Below are 23,604 nucleotides of genomic sequence, written 5' to 3' on the forward strand. Positions count from 1 at the left end.
GGACCAGGGGCTACAGGTCGGCCTCGCGGAACGGGTGGGGCGGTCTCGGCGGAGCGATGAGCGCCTCACCCGACACCGCGGCCAGCAGGGAACGCGGGGTCAGTCCTTGCCGCGGGCCGCGACCCACTCCAGGTTCCAGCCGTAGGCCTGGTCGACCGCGAGCTTGCCCCAGCGGGGGCGGCCCGGCGGCGGCAGGATGAACCGGCCCTCACGGCGGACCACCAGTTCCCCGTTGACGTTCTCGATGAGCGCCAGGACGGCGTCCCGGGAGGCGTCATGGCAGTCGTTCATGCTCATCTCGATCGGCGGTGAGCCGATCGGGTAGAGCGTGGCGACGGCGTCCACGCCCCGGAAGTCGTCGGCGCCGTCGTAGATCTCGGCGAACACCAGGATCCGGCGGAACTTGGCGGTGTGGTCCAGGTTGATCGTCAGATTCTCGCCGGTGGCGCTGCCGCCGGTGCGGTCGTCCTGGTCGAGCTGGATGTACGGCGGGTAGTTCAGCGCGCCGAAGTCGCCGAGGGCGTGGATGATGCCCTTGGTGCCGTCCGTCAGCTCCCACAGGCAGCACAGGTCGAGGTCGAGGTCGACGCCGCGGCGCCGCTTGCCGAGCCTGCCCTTGGCCACCCCGGGACGGGCGGTCCAGCTGAGGTTCACCCGCATGTTGCCCGCGGTGGCGCCCTGCTTGGTCAGCGAGACCGCGGGCGCGTCCTTGGTCAGCGAGATCTTGCTGAGGCTGACCGGCTGCGGCGCGGGCTGCCCCGGGACGGGCGGAGGCGGCGGGGCGTACTGCTGACCCGGCGGAGGCGGCGGTGGAGGCGGCGCGTACTGCGGCTGCCCCGGCGGGGGCGGCGGAGGCGTGTACTGACCAGGAGGCGGAGGCGGGGGCGTGTACTGGCCAGGAGGCGGAGGCGTGTACTGACCCGGTGGTGGCGGGGGCGGCGCGTACTGCCCTGGCGGGGTCGGGGGCGCGTACTGGCCGGGCGGCGGAGGCGGGGGCGCGTACTGACCCGGCGGCGGAGGCGGAGGCGTGTACTGACCCGGCGGCGGAGGCGGCATGTGCTGCGTCTGCGGCGGCGCAGGGGGCGGGGGCGGCTGCGGCGCGGCGGGCTGCTGCGGCGCGGGGGCGTCGTCCACCGAGATCCCGAAGTCGGTGGCCAGCCCGGCCAGGCCCGTGTCATAGCCCTGGCCCACGGCCCGGAACTTCCACGCGCCCTGCCTGCGGTACAGCTCGCCGAGCACGAACGCCGTCTCCGTCGTCGCGCCGGTGCTGTCGAAACGCGCCACCTCGGACCCGTCGGCCGCGTCCAGCAGCCGCACGTACAGGCCCTGGAACCGGCCGAACGTGCCGCCGTCCGCGGAGGCGACGATCACCACCGTCTCGACCTGAGGCTCGATCCTGGCCAGGTCCACCGACAGCACGTCCCGCACGACCGGCCCCTGCTGCTTGCCCTCGTACCGCACCGCGCCGGACGGATGCACCGGCTGGTTGTAGAACACGAAGTCGGCGTCGGAACGGACCTTGCCGGCCGCCAGCAGCAGGGCCGACGCGTCGGCGTCGGGCACCCCGGGGCCGCCCTGCCAGCCCAGTTCTACACGGACCGCGGAAACCGGCACCGGTACGTTGGCGCCCTTCTGCATCGTCATGGACGTAAACCTAAAGGCATGTGGGCACGGGATCGACCCGTGGCGTTAGGGTTTCGGCTTCCGGACGCCTCTGGACGCCCGCCCCCGCGGTATCGGATCATCCCTGGACACGCACGGAAGGGAACTGACGGCCATGCGCAGCACTCGGCCACTGTACGACGTCGTCGCGCTGCTGGCTCGGATCGGCGTCGGCGTCGTCTTCCTCGCCCACGGCTGGCAGAAGATCCAGGTGGGCGTCACCGCCACAGCCGATTCCTTCGACCGGATGGGCGTCCCGGCGCCCACCGCCGCCGCCATCTACGCCACCTTCGCCGAACTGCTGGGCGGCCTGGCCCTGATCGCCGGGCTCGGCCTGCCGGTCGCCGGCACCCTGCTGTTCCTGGACATGGCCGGGGCGCTGGTGTTCGTCCACGCCGGGAACGGGCTGTTCCTCGTCGATCAGGGCAGGGCGCGCAACGGCTTCGAACTCGTCCTCGTGCTGGGCCTGGCGAGCCTGCTGTTCGCGGCGGGCGCCGGCGGCCGGATCTCGCTGGACCACCGCCTGTTCCCCCGGCGCGCACCCGACGCACCGCCGCCGCCCGCGCCCGCCTCGCCCGCGCCCGCCTCGCCGGCGCCCACCGCGCCGGAGACGACCCGGCCCAAGGCGGCACCGGTCAAGGCAGCGTCCGACACAGCACCGGACGAGAAACCGCCCGCCGCCGAGCCGCCGGCCGAAACCGCCGCGCCCAAGCCCCGGAGCGGACGACCGTCCGCCAGGAGCCGGAAGAAGCAGACGGGCACGCCGAACCCCGACCCCGAACCCGAGGGCGAGCCCCCGGCAGCCCCGGCCTCCCGGCCCCGGCTGGCCTCCGACATCATCGGCGACACCGGCCAGGACGTGTTCGTCGCCGGACGCCGCAAGCCCCGCGGCAAGCCGGGACCGGGCACCGACTCCTGACCACAGGGCCCTCGACCCCAGAGCCGCCCCTAGCCGGACGGCTAGGCACCGCTGCCGGCTCGAAGGGCGGCGATCAGCCACTCGAAGGCCGGGACGGCCGGCGGGTGCGGCGGACGGCCGTTGACGAGCGCCAGGAGCTGCCAGTACCGCTCCACCCGGGCATCGACGAACGTCTCCAGTTGCTCCAGGATCCGGGCCCGCTGTGCGGCCGAGGTCTCCGGCCCGACGATCCGGTCCGCAACGGCCCTCCCCTGCGGGGAGCCGGGCTCGATCCCCTCCGCCAGCGCCCGCCCGGCGTGTTCCAGCACCGTCTGGTAGTCGGGGCCGAACTCCAGCTCATCGGCTCCCCCGCCGGCGACCGCCATGGCGCGCACCCGCCGCCGGAAGTCCTCGTCCGCAACGAGTTCCGCCAGCTCGACCCACGCGTCGACCTGTTCGGGGGCCGGATCGTCGGGCAGCTCCGCGGGAAGCCGCCGCATGCTCTCCACGACGCCCATCGCAGGCGTGCCGGGATCGATGCCCTCGGCGACCTCCCGGACGAAGTCGTCGATGATCTGCTGCCGCTCCTGTGCGGACAGCCTGGCCAGTTTGTGCATCAGCACCGTCTCCTCGATCGTGCCGCCGCGTTCGGCGACCGTGTGGAGCACCGCGCGGCGCAGCCGCAGGATCCGGATCTCCGCGTCCAGCGCGGTGACGTGCGCAGCCGCCACCTCGGCGACCGTGCGGGTCCGCGCGAGGACCTCCTGCACCACCTCCAGGCCAAGGCCCAGCTCCCGCAGGCTCCGCACCAGGTCGAGCCGGGCCACCGCCTCGGCGTCGTAGAGGCGGTAGCCGCCGGCGGACCGGCCGGCGGGCGGGACCAGCCCGGCGTCCGACCAGAACCGGACCGTCCGGGCGGACACACCGCACCGGTCCGCGAGCTGCCCGATGGTGAACAGTTCCGCGCTCGTGCTCATGAAGACGACTGTGCACCTTCCAGCGGCTGGAACCTCAAGCCGAATCCTCCCGCTCCGGCCCGGTGTTCGCGTTCGCCCCCAGGACAATGCGCGAGGGGAGCCGGCACACCGTGCCGGCTCCCCTCATTCACGCGCGCCGTTCGCGTTCGGCGACGCCTTTCCTCAGCTGCAGCCGCTGGTGGAGCCGCAGCCCTCGCAGACGTAGCAGCTGCCCGCCGGGCGCATCTTCGTGCCGCAGGTCATGCACAGCGGCGCGTCCTCGGCGGTACGGCCCTGGTGGCTCTCCATCAGATCGACCGAGTCCTGCAGCACCGGGGCGGCCGCCGGGCGGGCGATCTCCGCGGTCTGGGCGAGGGTCTCGCGGGCCACCTCCTCGTCGGCGTGCAGCGTGGCCGGGTCCTCGCCGTTGGCCTGCATCGTCCGCTCCTGGGCGGTGAAGATGCCCAGCTCGGCCCGCTGCTCGTACGGCAGGTGGTCCAGGGCCAGCCGCCGGAAGATGTAGTCCATCACCGAGGTGGCCATCCGGATGTCCGGGTCGTCGGTCATCCCGGCCGGCTCGAACCGCATGTTGGTGAACTTCTCCACCCAGGTCTCCAGCGGCACCCCGTACTGCAGGCTGATGGAGATCGCCATCGAGAACGCGTCCATCACGCCGGCCAGCGTGGAACCCTGCTTGCCGAGCTTGAGGAACACCTCGCCGAGGCCGTCGTCCGGGTAGGACGAGGCGGTCATGTACCCCTCGGCGCCGGCCACCGAGAAGCGGGTGACGGTCGCCGGCCGCTGCTTGGGCAGCCGCCTGCGCACCGGCCGCGCCGGAACGACCGGTGCGGCCGGCTCGGCCGCCACCGGAACGGCCTTCTCCTCGTCCTTCTTCTTGGCCACCGACAGCGGCTGGCCCACCTTGCAGTTGTCCCGGTAGATCGCCAGCGCCTTGAGCCCCAGCTTCCAGCCCTCGTAGTAGACCTTCTCGATGTCCTCGACGGTCGCCTGCTCGGGCATGTTCACGGTCTTGGAGATGGCGCCGCTCAGGAACGGCTGGACCGCGGCCATCATCCGCACGTGGCCCATCGGGCTGATCGCCCGCTCGCCCATCGCGCAGTCGAACACCTCGTAGTGCTCGGGGCGCAGGCCGGGCGCGTTCACCACGTGCCCGTGCTCGGCGATGTACTCCACGATCGCCTCGATCTGCTCCTGCTGGTAACCCAGCTTGCGCAGGGCGCGCGGCACGGTGTGGTTGACGATCTCCATCGACCCGCCGCCGACCAGCTTCTTGAACTTCTTCAGCGCCAGGTCCGGCTCGATGCCCGTGGTGTCACAGTCCATCATCAGGCCGATGGTCCCGGTCGGCGCCAGCAGGCTGGCCTGTGCGTTGCGGTAGCCGCTCTTCTCACCGAGCCGGATGCAGTCGGCCCACTGCCTGGTGGCCTCGACGTGGATGGACTTGTCCATCTCGTCGAGGGTGCGGATCTGGTCGTTGGCGGCGGCGTGCTTGCGCATCACCCGCTTGTGCGGCTCGGCGTTGCGCGCGTACCCCTCGTACGGGCCGACGACCCCGGCCAGCTCGGCGGAGCGGCGGTAGGCGACGCCGGTCATCAGCGAGGTGATCGCGGCGGCCAGCGACCGGCCGCCCTCGGAGTCGTAGGCGTGCCCGGTGGCCATCAGCAGCGCGCCGAGGTTGGCGTAGCCGATGCCCAGCTGCCGGTACGCCCGGGTGGTCTCGCCGATCTTCTCGGTGGGGAAGTCCGCGAACGTGATCGAGATGTCCATCGCGGTGATGATCAGCTCGGTCAGCTTCGTGAACCGCGCCACGTCGAAGGTGTTGTCCTCGCGCAGGAACTTCAGCAGGTTGATCGACGCCAGGTTGCAGGACGAGTTGTCCAGGCTCATGTACTCGGAGCAGGGGTTGCTGGCGGTGATGCGGCCGGTTTCGGGGTTGGTGTGCCAGTCGTTGATGGTGTCGTCGTACTGGATGCCGGGGTCGGCGCACTCCCAGGCGGCCTGGGCCATCATGCGGAACAGGTCCTTGGCCTTGACGGTCTCGATGATCTCGCCGTTGAGCCGGGCGCGCAGGCCGAACTCGCCGTCGTTCTCCACCGCCCGCATGAACTCGTCGGAGACCCGCACCGAGTTGTTGGCATTCTGGTACTGGACGCTGGTGATGTCCCGGCCGCCCAGGTCCATGTCGAAACCGGCGTCCCGCAGCGCGCGGATCTTGTCCTCCTCGCGCGCCTTGGTCTGGATGAACTCGGCGACGTCGGGGTGGTCGACGTCCAGCACGACCATCTTGGCGGCCCGCCGGGTGGCGCCGCCGGACTTGATGGTGCCCGCCGAGGCGTCGGCGCCGCGCATGAACGACACCGGCCCGCTGGCGGTCCCCCCGGACGACAGCAGTTCCTTGCTGGAGCGGATCCGCGACAGGTTCAGCCCTGCCCCGGAACCGCCCTTGAAGATGATCCCCTCTTCCTTGTACCAGTCCAGGATCGACTCCATCGTGTCGTCCACCGACAGGATGAAGCACGCCGAGACCTGTTGCGGGGACTTGGTGCCGACGTTGAACCAGACAGGGGAGTTGAAGCTGAAGACCTGGTGGACCAGGGCGTACTTGAGCTCGTGGTCGAAGATCTCGGCGTCCTCGTCGGAGGCGAAGTAGCCGTGCTCCCGGCCAGTGCGGGTGTAGGCCTCGACGACCCGGTCGACCAGTTGCTTGAGGCTCCACTCGCGCTGCGGGGTGCCGACCGCGCCGCGGAAGTACTTGGAGGTGACGATGTTGGTGGCGTTGACCGACCAGAAGTCGGGGAACTCCACCCCGCGCTGCTCGAAGTTGACCGACCCGTCGCGCCAGTTGGTCATGACGACGTCCCGGCGTTCCCAGTCGATCTCGTCGTACGGGTGCACGCCCGGCTTGGTGAAGACCCGCCCGATCTTCAGCCCCCTGCGCTTGCCGCGCCTGGCCGCTGAGCCGCTCACCGTTTCGGTCATGACTCTCCCCCTTCAGGCCGTGACAGGCCCATAACAGGATCAACGTTGCCCGGCGGCCGGCCCATCCACCGGCCCGGGCTTTCTCAGTCGTCGCGCTGGAGGCGCCCCGCGTCGGCGGCGGCGCGTAGCGACTCGATCTCCCGCTCGAAGTCCTCCAGCGACTCAAACCCCCGGTAGACGGAGGCGAATCGCAGGTAGGCGACCTCGTCGAGCTCCCGCAGCGGTCCCAGGATGGCCAGGCCGACCTGGTGGGAGGGGATCTCGGCGACCCCGGTGGCCCGGATCGCCTCCTCCACCCGGTGTCCCAGCTTGGCCAGCGCGTCCTCGTCCACGGGGCGGCCCTGGCAGGCCCGGCGCACCCCGGCGATGATCTTCTCCCGGGAGAAGGGCTCGGTGACCCCGCTGCGCTTGGCCACCATCTGGAGCACGGTCTCCTGGGTGCTGAACCGCTTGCCGCACTCGGGGCAGGAACGGCGGCGCCGGATGGCCGCGCCGTCCTCGGTGGAGCGGCTGTCGATCACCCGGCTGTCGGGGTGCCGGCAGAACGGGCAGTGCACCGCGTCTCGACCTCCCCTGACAGATCACCACAAGACCACAACCTGTGGATAATCACATCGATGTAATTACTAGATGTTGTGGTCAACCGTAGGGGTCGGCGGAGGGCAGCGCAAGCTGGAGGGATCACCTCGCCGGTAGACCCTGGTCACATCGGCCCCAAGGGTCCCAGCCCGGCGTGTCGCCGCCGCGCCGCTCAGCGGACCGGCGGCCGCAGCCGCCGGCCGGGCTGGACGACGGACCCGGGCAGGCCGTTGAGCTGGGCGATCCGCCGTACGGTCAGCCGCGGGTCGGTGTGGGGCCGGGCGCGGACGGCGGTCTCCCAGAGGACGTCGTCCCGGCCGACGGCGACCGTCCGGACCTCCTGGCGCGGCGCCGAGCCGGGGGTCTCGGCGGCGTGCGAGCCCCGTTCGGTGCCGAGCCAGAACGCGCCGAGCATCAGCCCGGTCATCGCGATGACGACGGCCGCCTTGCCGCGCCGGGTCAGCCGCACCGGCCCGGCGTCCCGTTCAACCCCGCCGCGCGGGCGCCGCCCCCTCCCGGCCGCCGGGCCGCGCGGCCTCGGGCCGCCTCCTGCCGCACGGCGGTGGGCTGGGTCGCCGCCTGCCGGGACACGCCGGGACGGGCCGCCGTCCGTCGGGCCGCGCCCGGCCGGACCACGTCGTTCTCGGTCGCCCCCGGCCGGGGTGCCGGATGCCGGGTGGCCGGGGGGCGGGGCGTGACCGGTCCGGTCGCGGCGGGGCCTCGGGGCGTCGGCGGGCCGGGGCGGGGTGGGGGTGCTGCGCGGGAGGTGAGGGGCCCGGTCGGAGGGACGGCGTTCAGGACCGCCGGGCAGGAGGGTGAGGTGCTTGCGGGTGAGCAGGGGGCGGCAGGGGCGGGGGGTCCGGGACGGGCTCGCCATGGTGGTGCCTCCGATCGAGGGATTCGAATGAAAGTTCGATCGAACGGGTGTACGATTTGTATCGCAGGCGCCCGGTACAAGGCGAGCGGAACACGCCGAATTTCTTCGAACAGTTGTTTGATCATCAGCGGGTTCCACGCTAACGTGCCATCACAACGAGGAGTGAGGGATCCCGTACGAGTGGCGCGCCGGCAGGCCGTCACGCCCAGCGCCCAGGAGGCGGTCTAGCGATGAGCAAGGTCCGGGAACTGCCCGACGGGCCGATGGACGACAGCGGTCTGACCCAGCGGCAGCGCATGGTGCTCGAGGTGATCCGGGACTCGGTCCAGCGGCGCGGTTATCCCCCCTCGATGCGCGAGATCGGTGAAGCCGTCGGACTGACCAGCACCTCCAGCGTGTCGCACCAGTTGCGCACCCTGCAGCGCAAGGGCTACCTGCGGCGCGACCCGAACCGGCCGCGCGCCGTGGAGGTGCGGGTGCCGGGCGCCGCCGCGGTGCGGGTGGAGGGCGCCGCCGCCCCGGCCTTCGAGGCCGCCGGCGGACAGGAGTCGGGCCCCACGCCCGCCATGGTGCCGCTGGTCGGCCGGATCGCCGCCGGCGGGCCGATCCTGGCGGAGGAGACCGTGGAGGACGTGTTCGCGCTGCCCCGGCAGTTGGTCGGCGAGGGCACCCACTTCCTGCTGAAGGTCTCCGGCGACTCGATGATCGAGGCGGCCATCGCCGACGGGGACTGGGTGGTGGTCCGCCAGCAGCCGGTCGCCGAGAACGGCGACATCGTCGCGGCGATGATCGACGGCGAGGCCACCGTGAAGACGTTCAAGCTCAAGGACGGCCATGTCTGGCTGATGCCGCAGAACAGCGCCTATGACCCGATCCCCGGCGACGAGGCGTCCGTCCTCGGCCGGGTGGTGGCGGTGCTGCGCAAGATGTGAGCACGACCCTGACGCGGGCGGGACGCCCGCGTCAGGGTCCCGGGCCGGCGGTCAGGGAGCGGAGGTCCCCTCGCGGCCGTAGCGGTCCTCCAGGCGCACCACATCGTCGAGTTCGGTGGTGGATGCCTCCAGCAGCACCAGGTCGTCAATGGCGGTGACGCGGTGGACCATCCCCGGCGGCAGGTGCAGCGAGTCGCCGGGGCCGAGCCGCAGCTCGGTCAGCGCCGTCGCGTCGGGCCCCACCTCCACCAGCGCGTTGCCGCTCTGGACGGCGATGACTTCCTCCTTGACCTCGTGGTACTGCAACGACAGCGAATGCCCCGCCTTGACGTGCAGGGTCTTGCCGCAGAAGCGGCCCTCCACGAGCGCGAAGATCTCCTCGTGTCCCCACGGTTTGGGAACGGTCCGGACGCGCTGCACCGGCGAGACGACGGCCTCGGACATGTGTCTCCTCTGTAGGTAGGCACCCGCGGAACGCGCCGCGGGCGGTCTGGTGTTACGGGGGTGGTCTCCGACCCGGCGTCACCTGCCAGGTGGGACGTTACCGACCACCCGGGAGCCCTGCTCACCAGGGATGCCCCGACGCCCCGGCGACACCACCCGTCCCCACGGCCACCATGGCACCAACTCATCGCCACAGGACACGATAGAACGTCCCGTTCTGCACCAAACCAGGCACTGGCGCGTCCCACAAGAGCGAGCCCGGCAAGCGACCTCATGAGGACATGCCGGAACCCTTCCGTCCCGCGGATCGTCCCGCTCCACAGGACGCGACGACGGCGGCCGTCCCTAGGGGATATGACGAGACCACGCCATCCGCGGCCATCCGCGCCCCGGTCCCTCGGGACGCGACGACACCGAAGCGCCCCACGAGGGTGTGACAGCCCCATTCCCTCCTGGAGACACCGGGTCATGAGGACGCCCGGCCGTCCCGCAGGGGGCGGCGGAAGCGCTGCACCCTGGAGGACGCCGAGCGTCCGCCCGCCGCGGCAGGCCGTGGCGGGCGGGGACGGGTCAGGCCGGGACGATGTTGACGATCTTGGGGGCGCGCACGATGACCTTGCGGACTCCCCCGTCGCCCAGCGCCGCCCGGACCTTGTCGGAGGCCAGGGCCAGCCGCTCCAGCTCGTCGGCGGCGATGCCCGGCGGCACCTCCAGCCGGTCGCGGACCTTGCCGGCGACCTGGACCACGCAGGTGACCTGGTCCTCGACCAGCAGGGCGGGGTCGGCGGACGGCCAACCGGCACGGATGACCGGGGCCTGGCGGCCCAGCGCCTCCCAGGCCTCCTCGGCGGTGTAGGGCGCGAACAGCGACAGCAGGATCGCGATGGTCTCGGCGGCCTCCCGCACCGCCGGGTCCGCGGCGCCTGGGCCGGAGTCGATGGCCTTGCGGGTGGCCGAGACCAGTTCCATGATCCGGGCGATGGCGACGTTGAAGCGCTGCGCCTCGACCATGGTGGTGGCCTCGTCGATGACCCGGTGGGTGGCGCGGCGCAGGGTCACGTCGCCGGCCGCGGGGTCGGCCCCGGCCGGGGCGGCGGTCTCGGCGGCGATCCGGTGCACCCGGGCCAGGAACTTGGCCATACCCTGCGGGGACACGTCGGCCCAGTCGATGTCGTCCTCGGGTGGGCCGGAGAACAGCATCGCCAGCCGGACGACGTCCACGCCGTACTCGGCGATCTGGTCGCCCAGGTCGACCAGGTTGCCGGTGGACTTCGACATCGCCTTGCCGTTCAGGATCACCTGGCCCTGGTTCAGCAGCCGGGTGAAGGGCTCGGTGAAGTCCACCATGCCCATGTCGTGCAGCACCTTGGTGAAGAACCGGCTGTACAGCAGGTGCAGGATGGCGTGCTCGACGCCGCCGGTGTACTGGTCGACCGGCATCCATGTGCGGACCTGCTCGGGGTCGAACGGCCCGTCGGCGTAGTCCGGCGAGCAGTAGCGGAAGTAGTACCAGGACGAGTCGACGAACGTGTCCATGGTGTCGGTGTCGCGCGTGGCGGGACCGCCGCACCTGGGGCAGGCCGTGTCCACCCAGTCCCCGGCGGCGGCCAGCGGCGAGGTGCCCTTGGGCGCCAGGTCCGCGCCGCGCAGATCAGGCAGCCGCACCGGCAGGTCCTCGTCGGGCACGGGGACCTCGCCGCAGGACGCGCAGTGCACGATCGGGATCGGGCAGCCCCAGAACCGCTGCCGGGACACCAGCCAGTCGCGCAGCCGGTAGTTGACCGACGCCTTGCCCAGGCTCTTGGACTCCAGGACCTCGATGGCCCTGGCGATGGCGTCGGCCTTGCCCAGCCCGTCCAGCGGGCCGGAGTTGACCAGCCGGCCGTCCCCGGCGGTGGCGACGCCGGTCTGCGCGGGGTCGGCCTCGCCGGTGTCGACCACGACCCGCACCGGCAGCCCGAACCTGCGGGCGAAGTCCAGGTCGCGCTGGTCGTGGGCGGGCACCGCCATGATCGCGCCGTGGCCGTACTCGGCCAGCACGTAGTCCGACGCCCACACCGGGATGCGCTCGCCGTTGACCGGGTTGATCGCGTACCGGCCCAGGAAGACGCCGGTCTTCTCGCGCTCGGTGGACAGCCGGTCGATCTCGCTCTCGCGGGAGACCTGCTCGCGGTAGGCCTCGAACTCGGCGCGCTGCTCGGGGGCGCAGATCTCGGCGGCCAGCGGCGCGTCGGCGGCCACCACGAAGAACGTCGCGCCGTACAGGGTGTCGGGCCGGGTGGTGAAGACGGTGACCGGCTCGGCGCGGCCCTCGATGACGAACTGCACGTCGGCTCCGGTGGACCGGCCGATCCAGTTACGCTGCATCAGCAGCACCCGGTCCGGCCACCTGCCCTCCAGCTGCGCCATGTCGTCCAGCAGCCGGTCGGCGTAGTCGGTGATGCGGAAGTACCACTGGGTCAGTGTGCGCCGCTCGACCAGGGCGCCGCAGCGCTCGCAGTGCCCGCCGACGACCTGCTCGTTGGCCAGCACGGTCTGGTCATTGGGGCACCAGTTGACCTGGCCGCCCTTGCGGTAGGCCAGACCCCGCTCGTAGAAGCGCAGAAACAGCCACTGCGTCCACTTGTAGTACTCGGGGTCGGAGGTGTGCAGCCGCCGCGACCAGTCGAACGACGGGGCGTACCGGTGGAACGAGGCGGCCTGGGTCTCGATGTTGGCGTAGGTCCACTTCGCCGGGTGCTCGTTCCGCTTGATGGCGGCGTTCTCGGCGGGCAGGCCGAAGGAGTCCCAGCCGATCGGGTGCAGCACGTTGTAGCCGCGCTGGAACCAGTAGCGGGCCGGCACGTCGCCGATGGCGAACGCCTCGGCGTGACCCATGTGCAGGTCGCCAGAGGGGTAGGGGAACATGTCGAGCGCGTAGCGCCGCTCGCGGGAGTCGTCGGCCGACTCCTCGGCGCGGTACGGCTCGATCTCGGCCCAGCGGGCCTGCCACTTGTCCTGCACCGCCCGCGGGTCGTAGGAGTCACTGGGGGCCACGGCCCCGGCTGCGCCTCCCGACGCTTCGCGGGTGTGTTCATCGGTGCTCAAGGTCGCCAACTCCGGTCTTTTGCTATGGGTGTACGTGCGTCGTACTGGTCTGCCATGGGCTTGGCGCCTGCCGGGCCCGTACACGAAGAGACCCCTCGCACAGGAGGGGTCACCGCGCCGACGGGTGGTGTCAGCGCGGCGGGCCAAGAAGCAGGCACACTCGCATATCACAAGACTAGCGCAAGGGACAAGCTCGACGTGGCGCCCGCTGGGCACCCGCACCTGAGCCCTGGGCACCTGCACATAAGTCATTACTTGCGGGTAGCGTCGGCAGGGGCCATTAGGCCAGGATGAACGTCACATCCCAGACCATTCGACGCGACGCCATTGGCGGTCAGCTCGCGAGGAGTGCCATGCTCAACCTGTCCGTTCTGCTGGAGGACGCCGCACGGGAGACGCCGGACCGTGACGCCGTGGTCTTCGGTGAGATGCGGCTGTCGTATTCGTTCCTCGATCAGGTCGCCAACCAGGTCGCCAACCTGCTGGTGTCGCGGGGCGTCCAGCCGGGCGACAAGGTCGCGCTCTCCTCGCCCAACCTGCCGTACTTCCCGATGGTGTACTTCGGCGCGCTCAAGGCCGGCGCCGTGGTGGTCCCGCTGAACGTGCTGCTCAAGCCGCGCGAGATCGCCTACCACCTGAACGACTCCGACGCCAAGGCGTTCTTCTGCTTCCAGGGCACCCCCGAGCTGCCCCTGGGCGAGATGGGCTGGGCCGGCTTCCAGGAGGCCGCCGGCTGCGAGAACTTCTTCCTGCTGCCGGCCGGGCTGGACGTCACCGAGTCCCCGATCGAGGGCGCCGAGCTGTTCTGGGCGGCCCTGGGGGGACAGCCGGGCACCTTCGAGTCGGTGTCCACCAAGCCGGACGACACCGCCGTGGTGCTCTACACCAGCGGCACCACCGGCCAGCCCAAGGGCGCCGAGTTGACGCACAACAACCTGCTGCTGCAGGCGCTGGTCAACGACGCCAACTTCGAGCGGACGCCACACGACACCTTCATGGTGACGCTGCCGCTGTTCCACATCTTCGGGCAGACCTGCGTGATGAACGTCGGCATGTACCGGCGGGCCACGCTGGTGCTGGTGCCGCGCTTCGAGCCGAAGGCCGCCATCCGGACGCTGGTGGACGAGAAGGTCAACCAGTTCGCCGGGGTGCCGACCATGTGGTGGGCGCTGCTGACCGACGACACCGCGCCCGAGGACGTCGCGGCGATCCGCGAGAACCTGCGGGTGGCGGTGTCCGGCGGGGCGTCCCTGCCGATGGAGGTGCTCAAGGGCGTCAAGGAGAAGTTCGGCGTCGACATCCTGGAGGGCTACGGCCTGTCGGAGACCTCCCCGGTGTGCTCGTTCAACCGCCCGGACCGGGCCACCAAGCCCGGCTCGATCGGCTTGCCGATCTGGGGCGTGGAGATGAAGCTCATCGACGACGACTGGAAGACCGTCGAGGGCGAGGGCCCCGGCGAGATCGCGGTGCGCGGCCCCAACATCATGAAGGGCTACTACAAGCGTCCGGAGGCGACCGCCGAGGCGATCCGCGACGGCTGGTTCCGCACCGGCGACATCGCCCGCCGCGACGAGGACGGCTACTACTACATCATCGACCGGTCGAAGGACATGATCATCCGCGGTGGGTTCAACGTGTACCCGCGCGAGATCGAGGAGGTCCTGATGACCCACCCGGACGTGTCGCTGGCCGCCGTGGTGGGCGTGCCGCACGAGTCGCACGGCGAGGAGATCAAGGCGTACGTGATCCGTAAGCCCGGCGCCACGGTGACCGAGGAGGAGCTGGTCGCCTGGGGCAAGGAGCAGTTCGCCAACTACAAGTACCCGCGCGTCGTGGAGTTCCGCGACGAGCTGCCGATGACCGCCACCGGCAAGATCCTCAAGCGCGAGCTCCGCTAGCGGCCCGCTCGGTGGGCGGGGGCCACGCCCCAGGACGCGGCCTCCGCCCCCCGCCCGGCGATCTTTGGAACCCGCGACCCCGCCGCCGGGTCACCGCTCCCCCTGCTCGCCCACCGCGGCATCGGCGGTCAGATCCTGGGTCCCCACCACGCGCAGGAGCTTGAGCGCCTCGTACGCCGGAGTTCCCGGCGCCGCCGTGTAGAGCACGACACGCTGATCGCGGTCGGGGACGAGCAGTATGTCGCAGTGCAGTTCGATCGGCCCCACCACCGGATGCCGCAGCACCTTGACGTTGCTCTGCTGCACGGCGATCTCGCGTTCGGACCACAGCCGGGTGAACAGCGCGCTGCCCCTCAGCAGTTCGGCCACTAGCCCGGCCACCCCGGGGTCGTCGGGATAACGGGCGGCGGCGGCACGCAGGTCGGCCACGCAGGTGCGGGCGAACCGGCCGTACTCGCTGTCGTCGATGATCTGGGTCGACTCCGGGGCCAGGAAGAACGACCGCAGCGGATTGCGGTCGCGCGGCGCCAGCAGGGAGAAGCCGGGCACCAGGGCGGCGGCCATCGCGTTCCAGGCGAGGACGTCGTACTTGGCGTCCATCACGAACGCCGGGGTGTCGTCGAGCCGGTCCAGCAGGTGCAGGATCCCGGCGGGCACGTCCTGCGGCGGGCCGGGCCTGGGCTGCGGCGACTCGCCCGCCAGGTGGTGCAGGTAGTCGCGCTCGGCGTCGGTCAGTCGCAGCGCGCGGGCCAGGGCGCCGAGGATCTGCCGGGACGGGCGGGGACCGCGGGCCTGCTCCAGCCGGATGTAGTAGTCGACGGACATGCCCGCCAGGCGCGCCACCTCCTCGCGGCGCAGCCCCGAAGTGCGCCGCCGGGGGCCGGTCTCCAAGCCGACGTCCTCGGGCCGGATCCGGGCGCGCCGCGAGCGGAGGAAGTCCGCCAGTTCCCGCCTGTCCATGCCCTCCAGCATGGGGCAGCCGCCGTCGCCCCGGTACGCCTCAGGGTGGTACCGCCGGTCCCAGCCTCCGGCGGTCTCTGGTGGCGCCGCCCGCCACCGCGTTCAGTGAACGCCATGACGGAAACGATCGCCCTGATCACCGGGGCCAACAAGGGAATCGGGCTCCAGACCGCGCGACGGCTGGGCGCCGACGGGATCACCGTGCTGGTGGGCGCGCGGAACGCCGAGCGCGGCGAGGAGGCCGCCGGCAGACTCCGCCAGGAGGGCGCCGACGCGCGGTTCGTGGAGATCGACGTCGCCGACGAGGCGTCGGTGGCCAAGGCGGCCGGATGGATCGAGAGCGAGTTCGGGCGGCTGGACGTGCTGGTCAACAATGCCGGGATCATGATCGACGATGCGGCGCCCAGCGAGACGTCGCTGCAGGTGCTGCGGACGACGTTCGAGACCAACGTGTTCGGCATGGTGGCGGTGACGAACGCGATGCTGCCGCTGCTGCGCCGCTCGGCGGCGCCCCGGATCGTGAACCTGTCCAGTGACCTGGGGTCGCTCGGCCTGATGTCGGACCCGTCCTATGCGCACTACCCGTTCGTCCTGCTGGCGTACAACACCTCCAAGACGGCGGTGAACGCGCTGACCCTGTGCTACGCCAAGGAGCTGGCGGGCACGCCGGCCAAGGTCAACGCGGTCAACCCGGGTTACTGCGCCACCGATCTGAACGCGCACACCGGCCCGCGCGCCGCCGAGGAGGGCGCCGCGGAGGTGGTGCGGCTGGCGACCCTGCCCGACGACGGCCCCACCGGCGGCTACTTCATGGACGAGCCCGAACCGGGCACGGTCGTCCCCTGGTGATCGGACCCGGCGGGGCGGGAACGGGGTACCGCCCCGCCGGGAGTCGGTGGCCGGCCGGTCAGATCTCGTAGGGCAGGCGCTTGATGCCGTTGATGAAGTTGGACAGCAGGCGGTCCGGCTCGCCGGCCGTGCGGATGTTGGGGACCTGCCGGAACATCTCGCGGAACATCACGGTGATCTCGCGGCGGGCCAGGTGGGCGCCCAGGCAGAAGTGCGGGCCGGGGCCGCCGAAGCCGATGTGCGGGTTGGGCGAGCGGGTGATGTCGAAGCGCTCGGGGTGGTCGAAGACCGTCTCGTCCCGGTTGGCCGACCAGTAGTACAGCAGCAGCTTGTCGCCCGCCTTGATCTCGTGCTCGTTGAGCGTGGTGTCGCAGGTGGCGGTGCGGCGCATCCAGATGACCGGGGAGGCGTAGCGGACGATCTCCTCGACGGCGCCGGGGATGCGGGCCTCGAAGTCCTCGGTCAGCAGGGCGCGCTGGTCGGGGTTGTGGGTCAGCAGGTGCAGGCCGTGCGCGATGGCGTTGCGGGTGGTCTCGTTACCGGCCACCACCAGCAGGATGAAGAACGAGCCGAGCTCCTGGTCGGTCAGCGACTCGCCGTCGATGTTCGCGTTGACCAGGGCGGAGGTCAGGTCGTCGGTGGGGTTGGCGCGGCGGTGGCGGCCGAGGTCCTCGACGATGTCCTTGAGGGTCTGCCCGGCGGTCAGCAGCGCCATGGCGATCTTCTCGAAGTCCTCGGCGTCGACGAACTCCGGGTCGGCGCCGGCCAGGATCACGTTGGTGGCGTCCAGGACCGTCTGGTAGTGGTCCTCGGAGATGCCCATCAGCTCGCAGATGATGGTCAGCGGCAGCCGGGCGGCCACGTCGGCGACGAAGTCGCCGGTGCCGCCGCCCTCGCGGACGCCGGTCACGATCCGCGCGGCGACCTCCTCGACGTGGTCCTCGAACCGCTGGATCATGCGGGGGGAGAACGCCCGAGAGACGATCCGGCGGATGTGGGCGTGCCGGGGGTCGTCCATGTTGATCATGGAGCCGAAGTACTCGCCGAGGTCGGCCGGCATGTCCGGGATGCTGATCGCGCCCTGGCCGGAGCAGAAGTCCTTGGGGCGGCGGGAGGCCTCGACCACATCGGCGTGCCGGGTGAGCGCGTAGTAGCCCGGTCCGGGGGGCAGGTAGGTGACGGGCTCCTCGTAGTGCGGGAGTCCGGGCTCGTAGCGCAGGGCACGGAACGCCGCATGCCGTTCCTCCAGCGGGCGCTCCCAGAAGCCCCAGCTGGTGAGGTTGATGTCGGCTGCCTTGACCATGGACGCGACCCCTATGAGTAGAACCACATTCGGTTTACATACATCCTGCCAAAGTAAACCGTGCTCGCACCACCCCTGGACGGGCGTTCACCCCCGGCGGGCGTTCACCTCTCGGCGGCCAGCCAGTCCAGGATGTGCGCGTTGACCGTTTCCGGCCGTTCCAGGTGCAGGAAGTGGCCGGCGCGCTCGACCAGCTCGACCCGCGAGCCCGGCGGCAGGTGCGGCAGCGCGCCGGTGGCGCCGCCGGCGACCTCCACGTTCAGGCAGCCGTCGTCCACCCCGTGCATGTAGAGGATCGGTCGCTCCCCCACCCTGTCCGCCGCCTCCTGCTGGGCGGCGTAGGCGGCGACATGGCGGGACGGGTCGAGCATGGCCCGGTAGTAGCCGAGCGCGGCGGCGATGTTGCCGGGCGCGCTCAGGCAGTCCATGACGTGCGAGACGTCCCGGTCGGCGTCGTACCCTGGCGACCAGTCGCGCCACAGCCCCTCGACGAAAGCCCGGTTCAGCGCCATCTCCCCCAGCGGCGTCTGGAACACGAAGATATAGAACGAGCGCTTGAGCTGCTCGTAGGTCAGGAAACCCGACAGCAGCACAGGGTTGGGCGGCACCGCCATGGCGACCGCGCGCCGCCATCGCCCGGGCTCGTGCCCGACGGCGGCGTAGACGGCCGTGGCTCCCCAGTCGTGCCCGATCAGCACCGCGTCCGGCCCGCCGCCGAGCGCCTCGTGCAGGGCGTTGGCGTCCGCGGCCAGCGCGCCCGTCTGGTACGCGCCGTCCGCCGGGACCGAGGTCGGCGCGTACCCCCGCATGAACGGGGCGACCGCGCGGTATCCGGCGGCGGCCAGTGCGGGCAGCAGGTGCCGCCAGGTGTGCGCCGAGTCGGGGAACCCGTGCAGGCACAGCGCCAGCGGCCCGTCGGCGGGCCCCTCGGCCAGGTAGCCGAACTCCAGCCCGTTCGCCTCGATCACGTCCATGGACGCCTCCGTTCGCAGCACGCCGACGGCGCGACGTTACCGCCGACCGAGCCTCGTTCGGTAGGCATACCGAGCCCCGTTCGGCGGGCGCCCGGCGTCCCGGGCCACCCGAACCCGCACCCCCGCTGCGAATATCGTGGCGGAAACGTTAGATAGCAAACGAATCAGTTGTCATATACGATCTGCACAACTGGATCCATAAGCGGCGGGGCGACCGAGACGCCCCGCCGGCCCCGGCACCAAGGATGAGTGATGACGGACCCGACGCAGGACCCCCTGCAGAGCGCCGCACGCGACCACCTGTGGATGCACTTCACCCGGCACTCGTCGTTCGAGAACGGCGGCGAGGTCCCCGTGATCGTGCGCGGCGACGGCGCCTACATCTACGACGACAAGGGCAAGCGCTACCTCGACGGGCTCGCCGGGCTGTTCGTCTCCCAGGTGGGCCACGGCCGCCAGGAGCTCGCCCAGGCCGCCGCCAAGCAGGCAGCCGAGCTGGCCTTCTTCCCGGTCTGGTCGTACGCGCACCCCAAGGCGGTCGAGCTGGCCGAGCGGCTGGCGGCGCTGGCCCCCGGCGACCTCAACCGGGTCTTCTTCACCACCGGCGGCGGTGACGCGGTGGAAAGCGCCTGGAAGCTGGCCAAGCAGTACTTCAAGCTCACCGGCCGACCCACCAAGCACAAGGTGATCAGCCGGGCCATCGCCTACCACGGCACCCCGCACGGCGCGCTGTCGCTGACCGGGCTGCCCGGCCTCAAGGCGCCCTTCGAGCCGCTGGTGCCCAGCGCCTTCCGGGTGCCCAACACCAACATCTACCGGGCGCCCGAGCACGGCGACGACCCCGAGGCGTTCGGCCGCTGGGCCGCCGACCGCATCGAGGAGGCCATCGAGTTCGAGGGCCCCGACACGGTCGCGGCGGTGTTCCTGGAGCCGGTGCAGAACGCCGGCGGCTGCTTCCCACCGCCCCCCGGCTACTTCCAGCGGGTCCGCGAGATCTGCGACCGGCACGACGTGCTACTGGTCTCCGACGAGGTGATCTGCGCCTACGGGCGGCTGGGCACCATGTTCGGCGCGCAGAAGTTCGGCTACCGGCCCGACATCATCACCTTCGCCAAGGGCATCACCTCCGGGTACGCCCCGCTGGGCGGCATGCTGGTCGCCGACCGGCTGTTCGAGCCCTTCAAGGAGGGCACCCGGATGTTCGCGCACGGCTACACCTTCGGCGGGCACCCGGTGTCGGCGGCGGTGGCCATGGCCAACCTCGACCTGTTCGAGCGCGAGGACCTGCTCGGCCACGTGCGGCGCAACGAGGGCGCCTTCCGCGCCACCCTGGAGAAACTGCTGGACTTGCCGATCGTCGGCGACGTGCGCGGCGACGGCTTCTTCTACGGGATTGAGCTGGTCAAGGACAAGAACACCAAGGAGACCTTCGACGACGACGAGGCCGAGCGGCTGCTGCGCGGCTTCGTGGACAAGGCCCTCTACGACGCCGGGCTGTACTGCCGCGCCGACGACCGCGGCGACCCCGTCGTCCAGCTCGCCCCGCCGCTGATCTGCGACCAGTCGCACTTCGACGAGATCGAGCAGATCCTGCGCGCGGTCCTGTCGGAGGCGTCCAACCGGCTGTAGCCGAGGACCCCGGTGGCCGTCTCCCCTCCCCGCGGGAGACGGCCACCGGCCGCGCCCGGACCCGTCGGTGGGCCTGGGCACCGGCTCAGGGACGGCGGGCGGTGGTGTAGCGGACCTCGGTGTAGATGGCCAGCGCCCCGTCCGGGGTACGGGCGGCCTCCATGGCCTCGTACGCGGCGGCGCGGGCGTCCTCGACCCGGTCCTCGGGCAGCCGCTCCAGCGTCGCCCGGCCGCCGTGCGAGCCGATCCACTCCCACCACTGGTCCGGGCCGGTGAAACGGGTCTCGAAGGTCACGTGCTCGTGCTCGACGTCCTGGAAGCCGACCTCGTCGAGCACGGCGGTGACCGACTCGGCCGTGCGGAACAGCTCGAACCGGGGCCGGTCCTGCTGCTGGGGCAGGAACGCCCCGACGACCTTCATCAGGTGCTCGTAGTTGGGGTCCTGCCCGTTGAAGGTGCTGATGGCCAGCCGGCCGCCCGGGCGCAGGGCCCGCAGCCAGGCCCCGGCCGCGGCCGCCGGGTCCGGCATGAAGAAGATCACGAATCCGGCCGTGACCAGGTCGAAGGAGCCGGGCTCGACGGCGGGCTCGGCGGCGTCGCCCACCCGTACGTCGACCTGGCTGAGCCCGCGCCGCCGGGCGTCGTCGGCGGTCGCCGCCACCATGCCGGGCGCCAGGTCGATCCCGACCACCCGGCCCTGCGGACCGACCGCCTCGGCCAGCGGGACCAGACAGTGTCCTCGGCCGCAGCCCAGGTCCAGCACCCGCTCACCGGGGCGCGGGGCGGCCCGGGCGGCCAGCGCGCGGCCCATGGGCCCGAAGTACTCGGGGCCAAGTTGCTCGTAGGTGTCCGCGGACCGGTCGAAGACACCGGCGACGGCGGCCTTCATGTCAGAGGGATTTTCCATGGTCGGAGCATGACACGCCGCCCCGACAACGGACGACGGCGGTCGTTCCCGGCGAACGCCGCCCGGCCGCCGCGGCGCCGGAGCACCAACCTCCGGCCACCAAAACCCCCAGATTAGTACAAATCGGGCATCGAGCCCGGTGCGGCGGGCACATCCGGAACGCCGCGGCCGCGGCAGCACCATCGTCGTACAAGGGGGTTCACATGACCACGGCACGCGATGTCATGCACTCGGGCGTGCAGTGCATCTCGGAGAGCGAAACACTGGACCGGGCCGCCCAAATGATGCGCGACATGGACGTCGGCGCGCTGCCGATCTGCGGCGCCGACGACCGGCTGCACGGCATCATCACCGACCGCGACATCGTGGTGAAGTGCATCGCCGCCGGCCACGACCCGTCCAAGGCCACCGCCGGCGAGTTGGCGGAGGGCACGCCGCGCTGGGTCGAGGCCAGCGCCGACATCTCCGAGGTACTGCGGGAGATGCTGGAGCACCGGATCAAGCGGCTCCCGGTGATCGAGAACAAGCGGCTGGTCGGCATGATCAGCGAGGCCGACCTCGGCCAGAAGCTCCCCGAGGACCAGATCGCCGAATTCGTCGAGAAGGTCTTCGTCCCGCACCACTGACCGCCTCCACATCCCCAGGGGGCCGGGTCCCGCCGTCGCGCGGGCGGGACCCGGTCAGGGGACGGCGGAACGGGACTTCTTTCCAGCCATCGGCATTTCAGATACACACCACTCAAAGCTCACAGGCGTACAAACGTCACACGATGTCCCCTGCGAGCAGCCCGCGACCCACCGCATCGGCCCGCTGTCCACGCCCGGCACCCGTGCCGGCTCCGGCGTCCCGAGGATCACCCCAAGTCCCCCAGATCACCACGAGCCCGCCACCGAACCGGTGTCGATCGCCCGAATGGTTACCGCCTCCCCCCGCGCACCCTGCATCATCTACGGCATGGACGGCGCGCGGGAACGCTCCTCCCCTGTGGCCGAGCCTTCACGAGGACATCCGGTCCCCTCCGGGGCACCGCGGGCCGACGGGACCGAGGAAGTGGACCTCGAGGAGGCCCTGCGGGAGGCGCTCAACGGGGACGAGACGGCCTTCCGGGCGCTGTATCGGGACATTCAGCCGAGGCTGCTCCGTTACCTGCGCGCCCTGGTCGGCGCGGACGCCGACGACGTCGCCTCCGACACCTGGCTGCAGATCGCCAGGGACCTGGGAACGTTCCGGGGCGACTACGACCGGTTCCGCGGCTGGAGCACCCGGATCGCCCGCAACCGCGCCATCGACCATCTGCGCAGGGCCGGCCGCCGGCCCGGGGTGAGCCTTCCGGTGGAGGAGTTTCCCGAACGGGCCGGTGCGCGCGACACCGAGACCGACGTGCTGGAGCGGCTGTCCACCGAGGCGGCCATCGCGCTGATCGCGGAACTGCCGCGCGACCAGGCCGAGGCGGTGCTGCTGCGGGTGGTGGTCGGCCTGGACGCCAGGGAGGCCGGACGGGTGCTGGGCAAACGGGCGGGCAGCGTCCGCACCTCCGCCTACCGGGGACTGCGCAGGCTCTCGGAGAAGCTCGGCGAGAGAGGATCATGAGCACGGTGACGGACGGGACGGACGGGAAGGTGTGACGCGGGCTCGGCCCGGGACGCAGAAGGAACAAGATGAACGCAGATGGCCGTCGGATCGACCGCGGGGACGCCGAGCGGATGCTCGACGCCGCCGCGACACGTCCGCAGCCCGGCCCGCCGCCGCAGGCCCCCGGTCCCGCCGGGGAGCCGGCCGACCCGCTCGCCCGGCTGCTGCAGGCCGCCGCGGCGCCCGCGACCGCAGCGGAGCTGACCGGTGAGGAGGCCGCCGCGGCCGCCTTCCGGGTACGGCGGGCCGTGGCGCCCGTGCGGGCCGGCCGCACCCGCGTCCGGGTCACCTCGCTGTTCTCGGCGAAGGTCACCTCGTTGTTCTCGGCGAAGGTCGCCACATTGGCGCTGACGGTCACCACGGCCACGGGCGTTGCCCTGGCGTCGAGCACGGGCACGCTGCCGCTGGCGTGGGGGCCGCAGGAGCCGCCGAAGGCCGACCCCACCGCACCGTCCTCGTCCGAACGGACCGGGCAACGGCCCTCCGGCCCCTCCGGGGCCTCGCCCACGCCGTCCGTTCCGTTCGTTCCCGCGCCCGCAACGGTACGGCTCTGCCGCGCCTACACCGCCGCCGTCCAGGACGACCCCGGGGCCGCGCGCCGCAGCCCGGTCTTCTCCTCGCTAGCGACGCAGGCGGGCGGCGGCGAGCATGTGGACGGCTACTGCACGCGGGTGCTGGAGGCCGCGGCCCGCAACGCCTCCCCGAGCGCCACCAGGCCCGGCGACGACTCGGAGACCCCTTCCGGCGACGGGCGCGACGAGGACCGGCCGGGCAACGACTCCGGAGACGACGGCCTGCCCGGGATCACACCACCCGACCCGGCCGACCCGCCCGGCGATCCGGAAAAGCCGAATAACCCAAACAAGCCTGACAAGCCCGAGAAGCCGGACAAGGTGAAGCCGCCGAAGCCCCGGAACGAGCCGCGCAAGGCCCCACCGGACCTGCCCGACAACCAGGACGGTGACCAGGGCGACGGCGTCGCCGCCCCGGTCGCCGTTCCCAAAGCCCGCTGACAGC

The 23,604-nt window shown here is 71.5% G+C and carries 19 protein-coding genes; 8 read left to right on the forward strand and 11 right to left on the reverse strand.

Translation table 11 applies throughout. The features are described 5' to 3' along the window. Positions 1-99: 99 nt before the first annotated feature. On the reverse strand, positions 100-1,644 hold the full coding sequence (locus tag C4U03_RS09925) for a TerD family protein (RefSeq protein WP_103937377.1): 1,545 nt from the start codon (positions 1,642-1,644) through the stop codon (positions 100-102). A 133-nt stretch (positions 1,645-1,777) separates the two neighbouring features. On the opposite strand from C4U03_RS09925, the gene C4U03_RS42800 reads away from it, so the two are divergent. Next, on the forward strand, positions 1,778-2,581 hold the full coding sequence (locus C4U03_RS42800; protein WP_103937378.1) for a DoxX family protein: 804 nt from the start codon (positions 1,778-1,780) through the stop codon (positions 2,579-2,581). Positions 2,582-2,622: 41 nt separating this feature from the next. Here the strand turns inward: C4U03_RS42800 and C4U03_RS09935 are convergent, their stop codons facing one another. The 4 genes from C4U03_RS09935 to C4U03_RS09950 all read right to left on the reverse strand — a co-directional run bounded on the left by C4U03_RS09935 (position 2,623) and on the right by C4U03_RS09950 (position 7,564). Next, a complete protein-coding gene (locus C4U03_RS09935; RefSeq protein WP_103937379.1) occupies positions 2,623-3,537 on the reverse strand; it encodes a helix-turn-helix domain-containing protein in 915 nt (304 codons plus the stop codon). Between the two features lie 162 nt (positions 3,538-3,699). Further along, positions 3,700-6,516, reverse strand: coding sequence for a vitamin B12-dependent ribonucleotide reductase (locus C4U03_RS09940; protein WP_103937380.1), 2,817 nt, complete (start codon positions 6,514-6,516; stop codon positions 3,700-3,702). A gap of 83 nt (positions 6,517-6,599) precedes the next feature. Continuing rightward, entirely contained in the window at positions 6,600-7,073 is a 474-nt protein-coding gene (gene nrdR, locus C4U03_RS09945; RefSeq protein ID WP_103937381.1) for a transcriptional regulator NrdR, read from the reverse strand. A gap of 194 nt (positions 7,074-7,267) precedes the next feature. Beyond that, entirely contained in the window at positions 7,268-7,564 is a 297-nt protein-coding gene (locus C4U03_RS09950; protein WP_103937382.1) for a peptidoglycan-binding protein, read from the reverse strand. Positions 7,565-8,202: 638 nt separating this feature from the next. On the opposite strand from C4U03_RS09950, the gene lexA reads away from it, so the two are divergent. Beyond that, a complete protein-coding gene (gene lexA, locus C4U03_RS09955) occupies positions 8,203-8,904 on the forward strand; it encodes a transcriptional repressor LexA (RefSeq protein WP_103937383.1) in 702 nt (233 codons plus the stop codon). A 51-nt stretch (positions 8,905-8,955) separates the two neighbouring features. Here the strand turns inward: lexA and C4U03_RS09960 are convergent, their stop codons facing one another. Continuing rightward, entirely contained in the window at positions 8,956-9,348 is a 393-nt protein-coding gene (locus tag C4U03_RS09960) for a cupin domain-containing protein (RefSeq protein ID WP_200827163.1), read from the reverse strand. Between the two features lie 570 nt (positions 9,349-9,918). Further along, the gene (gene leuS, locus C4U03_RS09965) at positions 9,919-12,384 is read right to left on the reverse strand and encodes a leucine--tRNA ligase (protein ID WP_235017737.1); all 2,466 of its coding nucleotides are present in this window, start codon (positions 12,382-12,384) and stop codon (positions 9,919-9,921) included. A 404-nt stretch (positions 12,385-12,788) separates the two neighbouring features. Here leuS and C4U03_RS09970 point away from each other — a divergent pair, with 404 nt between their 5' ends. After that, the gene (locus C4U03_RS09970) at positions 12,789-14,333 is read left to right on the forward strand and encodes a long-chain-fatty-acid--CoA ligase (RefSeq protein WP_103937385.1); all 1,545 of its coding nucleotides are present in this window, start codon (positions 12,789-12,791) and stop codon (positions 14,331-14,333) included. A gap of 90 nt (positions 14,334-14,423) precedes the next feature. Here the strand turns inward: C4U03_RS09970 and C4U03_RS09975 are convergent, their stop codons facing one another. Beyond that, the gene (locus C4U03_RS09975; protein ID WP_103937477.1) at positions 14,424-15,293 is read right to left on the reverse strand and encodes a helix-turn-helix transcriptional regulator; all 870 of its coding nucleotides are present in this window, start codon (positions 15,291-15,293) and stop codon (positions 14,424-14,426) included. A gap of 114 nt (positions 15,294-15,407) precedes the next feature. Here C4U03_RS09975 and C4U03_RS09980 point away from each other — a divergent pair, with 114 nt between their 5' ends. Beyond that, complete coding sequence (locus C4U03_RS09980) at positions 15,408-16,142, forward strand: SDR family oxidoreductase (RefSeq protein ID WP_103937386.1); 735 nt, start codon at positions 15,408-15,410, stop codon at positions 16,140-16,142. Between the two features lie 58 nt (positions 16,143-16,200). Here C4U03_RS09980 and C4U03_RS09985 read toward each other — a convergent pair whose 3' ends face one another. Together C4U03_RS09985 and C4U03_RS09990 are read right to left on the reverse strand one after the other, a co-directional pair. Then, positions 16,201-17,445 (reverse strand): cytochrome P450, encoded by a 1,245-nt coding sequence (locus C4U03_RS09985; protein ID WP_103937387.1) that lies wholly within the window; start codon positions 17,443-17,445, stop codon positions 16,201-16,203. A gap of 104 nt (positions 17,446-17,549) precedes the next feature. Next, positions 17,550-18,419, reverse strand: a complete 870-nt coding sequence (locus tag C4U03_RS09990; protein WP_103937388.1) for an alpha/beta fold hydrolase — start codon at positions 18,417-18,419, stop codon at positions 17,550-17,552. Between the two features lie 252 nt (positions 18,420-18,671). Between C4U03_RS09990 and C4U03_RS09995 the strand changes: the two genes are divergently transcribed. Then, positions 18,672-20,048, forward strand: a complete 1,377-nt coding sequence (locus C4U03_RS09995; RefSeq protein ID WP_103937389.1) for an aspartate aminotransferase family protein — start codon at positions 18,672-18,674, stop codon at positions 20,046-20,048. Between the two features lie 85 nt (positions 20,049-20,133). Here the strand turns inward: C4U03_RS09995 and C4U03_RS10000 are convergent, their stop codons facing one another. Continuing rightward, positions 20,134-20,955 (reverse strand): class I SAM-dependent methyltransferase, encoded by an 822-nt coding sequence (locus C4U03_RS10000; RefSeq protein WP_160146938.1) that lies wholly within the window; start codon positions 20,953-20,955, stop codon positions 20,134-20,136. 203 nt (positions 20,956-21,158) lie between these two features. Here C4U03_RS10000 and C4U03_RS10005 point away from each other — a divergent pair, with 203 nt between their 5' ends. From C4U03_RS10005 to C4U03_RS10015, 3 genes are all read left to right on the forward strand, one after another. Then, a complete protein-coding gene (locus tag C4U03_RS10005) occupies positions 21,159-21,581 on the forward strand; it encodes a CBS domain-containing protein (RefSeq protein ID WP_103937391.1) in 423 nt (140 codons plus the stop codon). A gap of 328 nt (positions 21,582-21,909) precedes the next feature. Further along, complete coding sequence (locus C4U03_RS10010; protein ID WP_103937478.1) at positions 21,910-22,545, forward strand: RNA polymerase sigma factor; 636 nt, start codon at positions 21,910-21,912, stop codon at positions 22,543-22,545. 68 nt (positions 22,546-22,613) lie between these two features. Next, positions 22,614-23,600 (forward strand): hypothetical protein, encoded by a 987-nt coding sequence (locus tag C4U03_RS10015; protein ID WP_103937392.1) that lies wholly within the window; start codon positions 22,614-22,616, stop codon positions 23,598-23,600. Positions 23,601-23,604 lie beyond the last annotated feature (4 nt).

Origin of the sequence: Thermomonospora echinospora, from assembly GCF_900108175.1 — a bacterium.
GTDB lineage: Bacteria > Actinomycetota > Actinomycetes > Streptosporangiales > Streptosporangiaceae > Thermomonospora > Thermomonospora echinospora.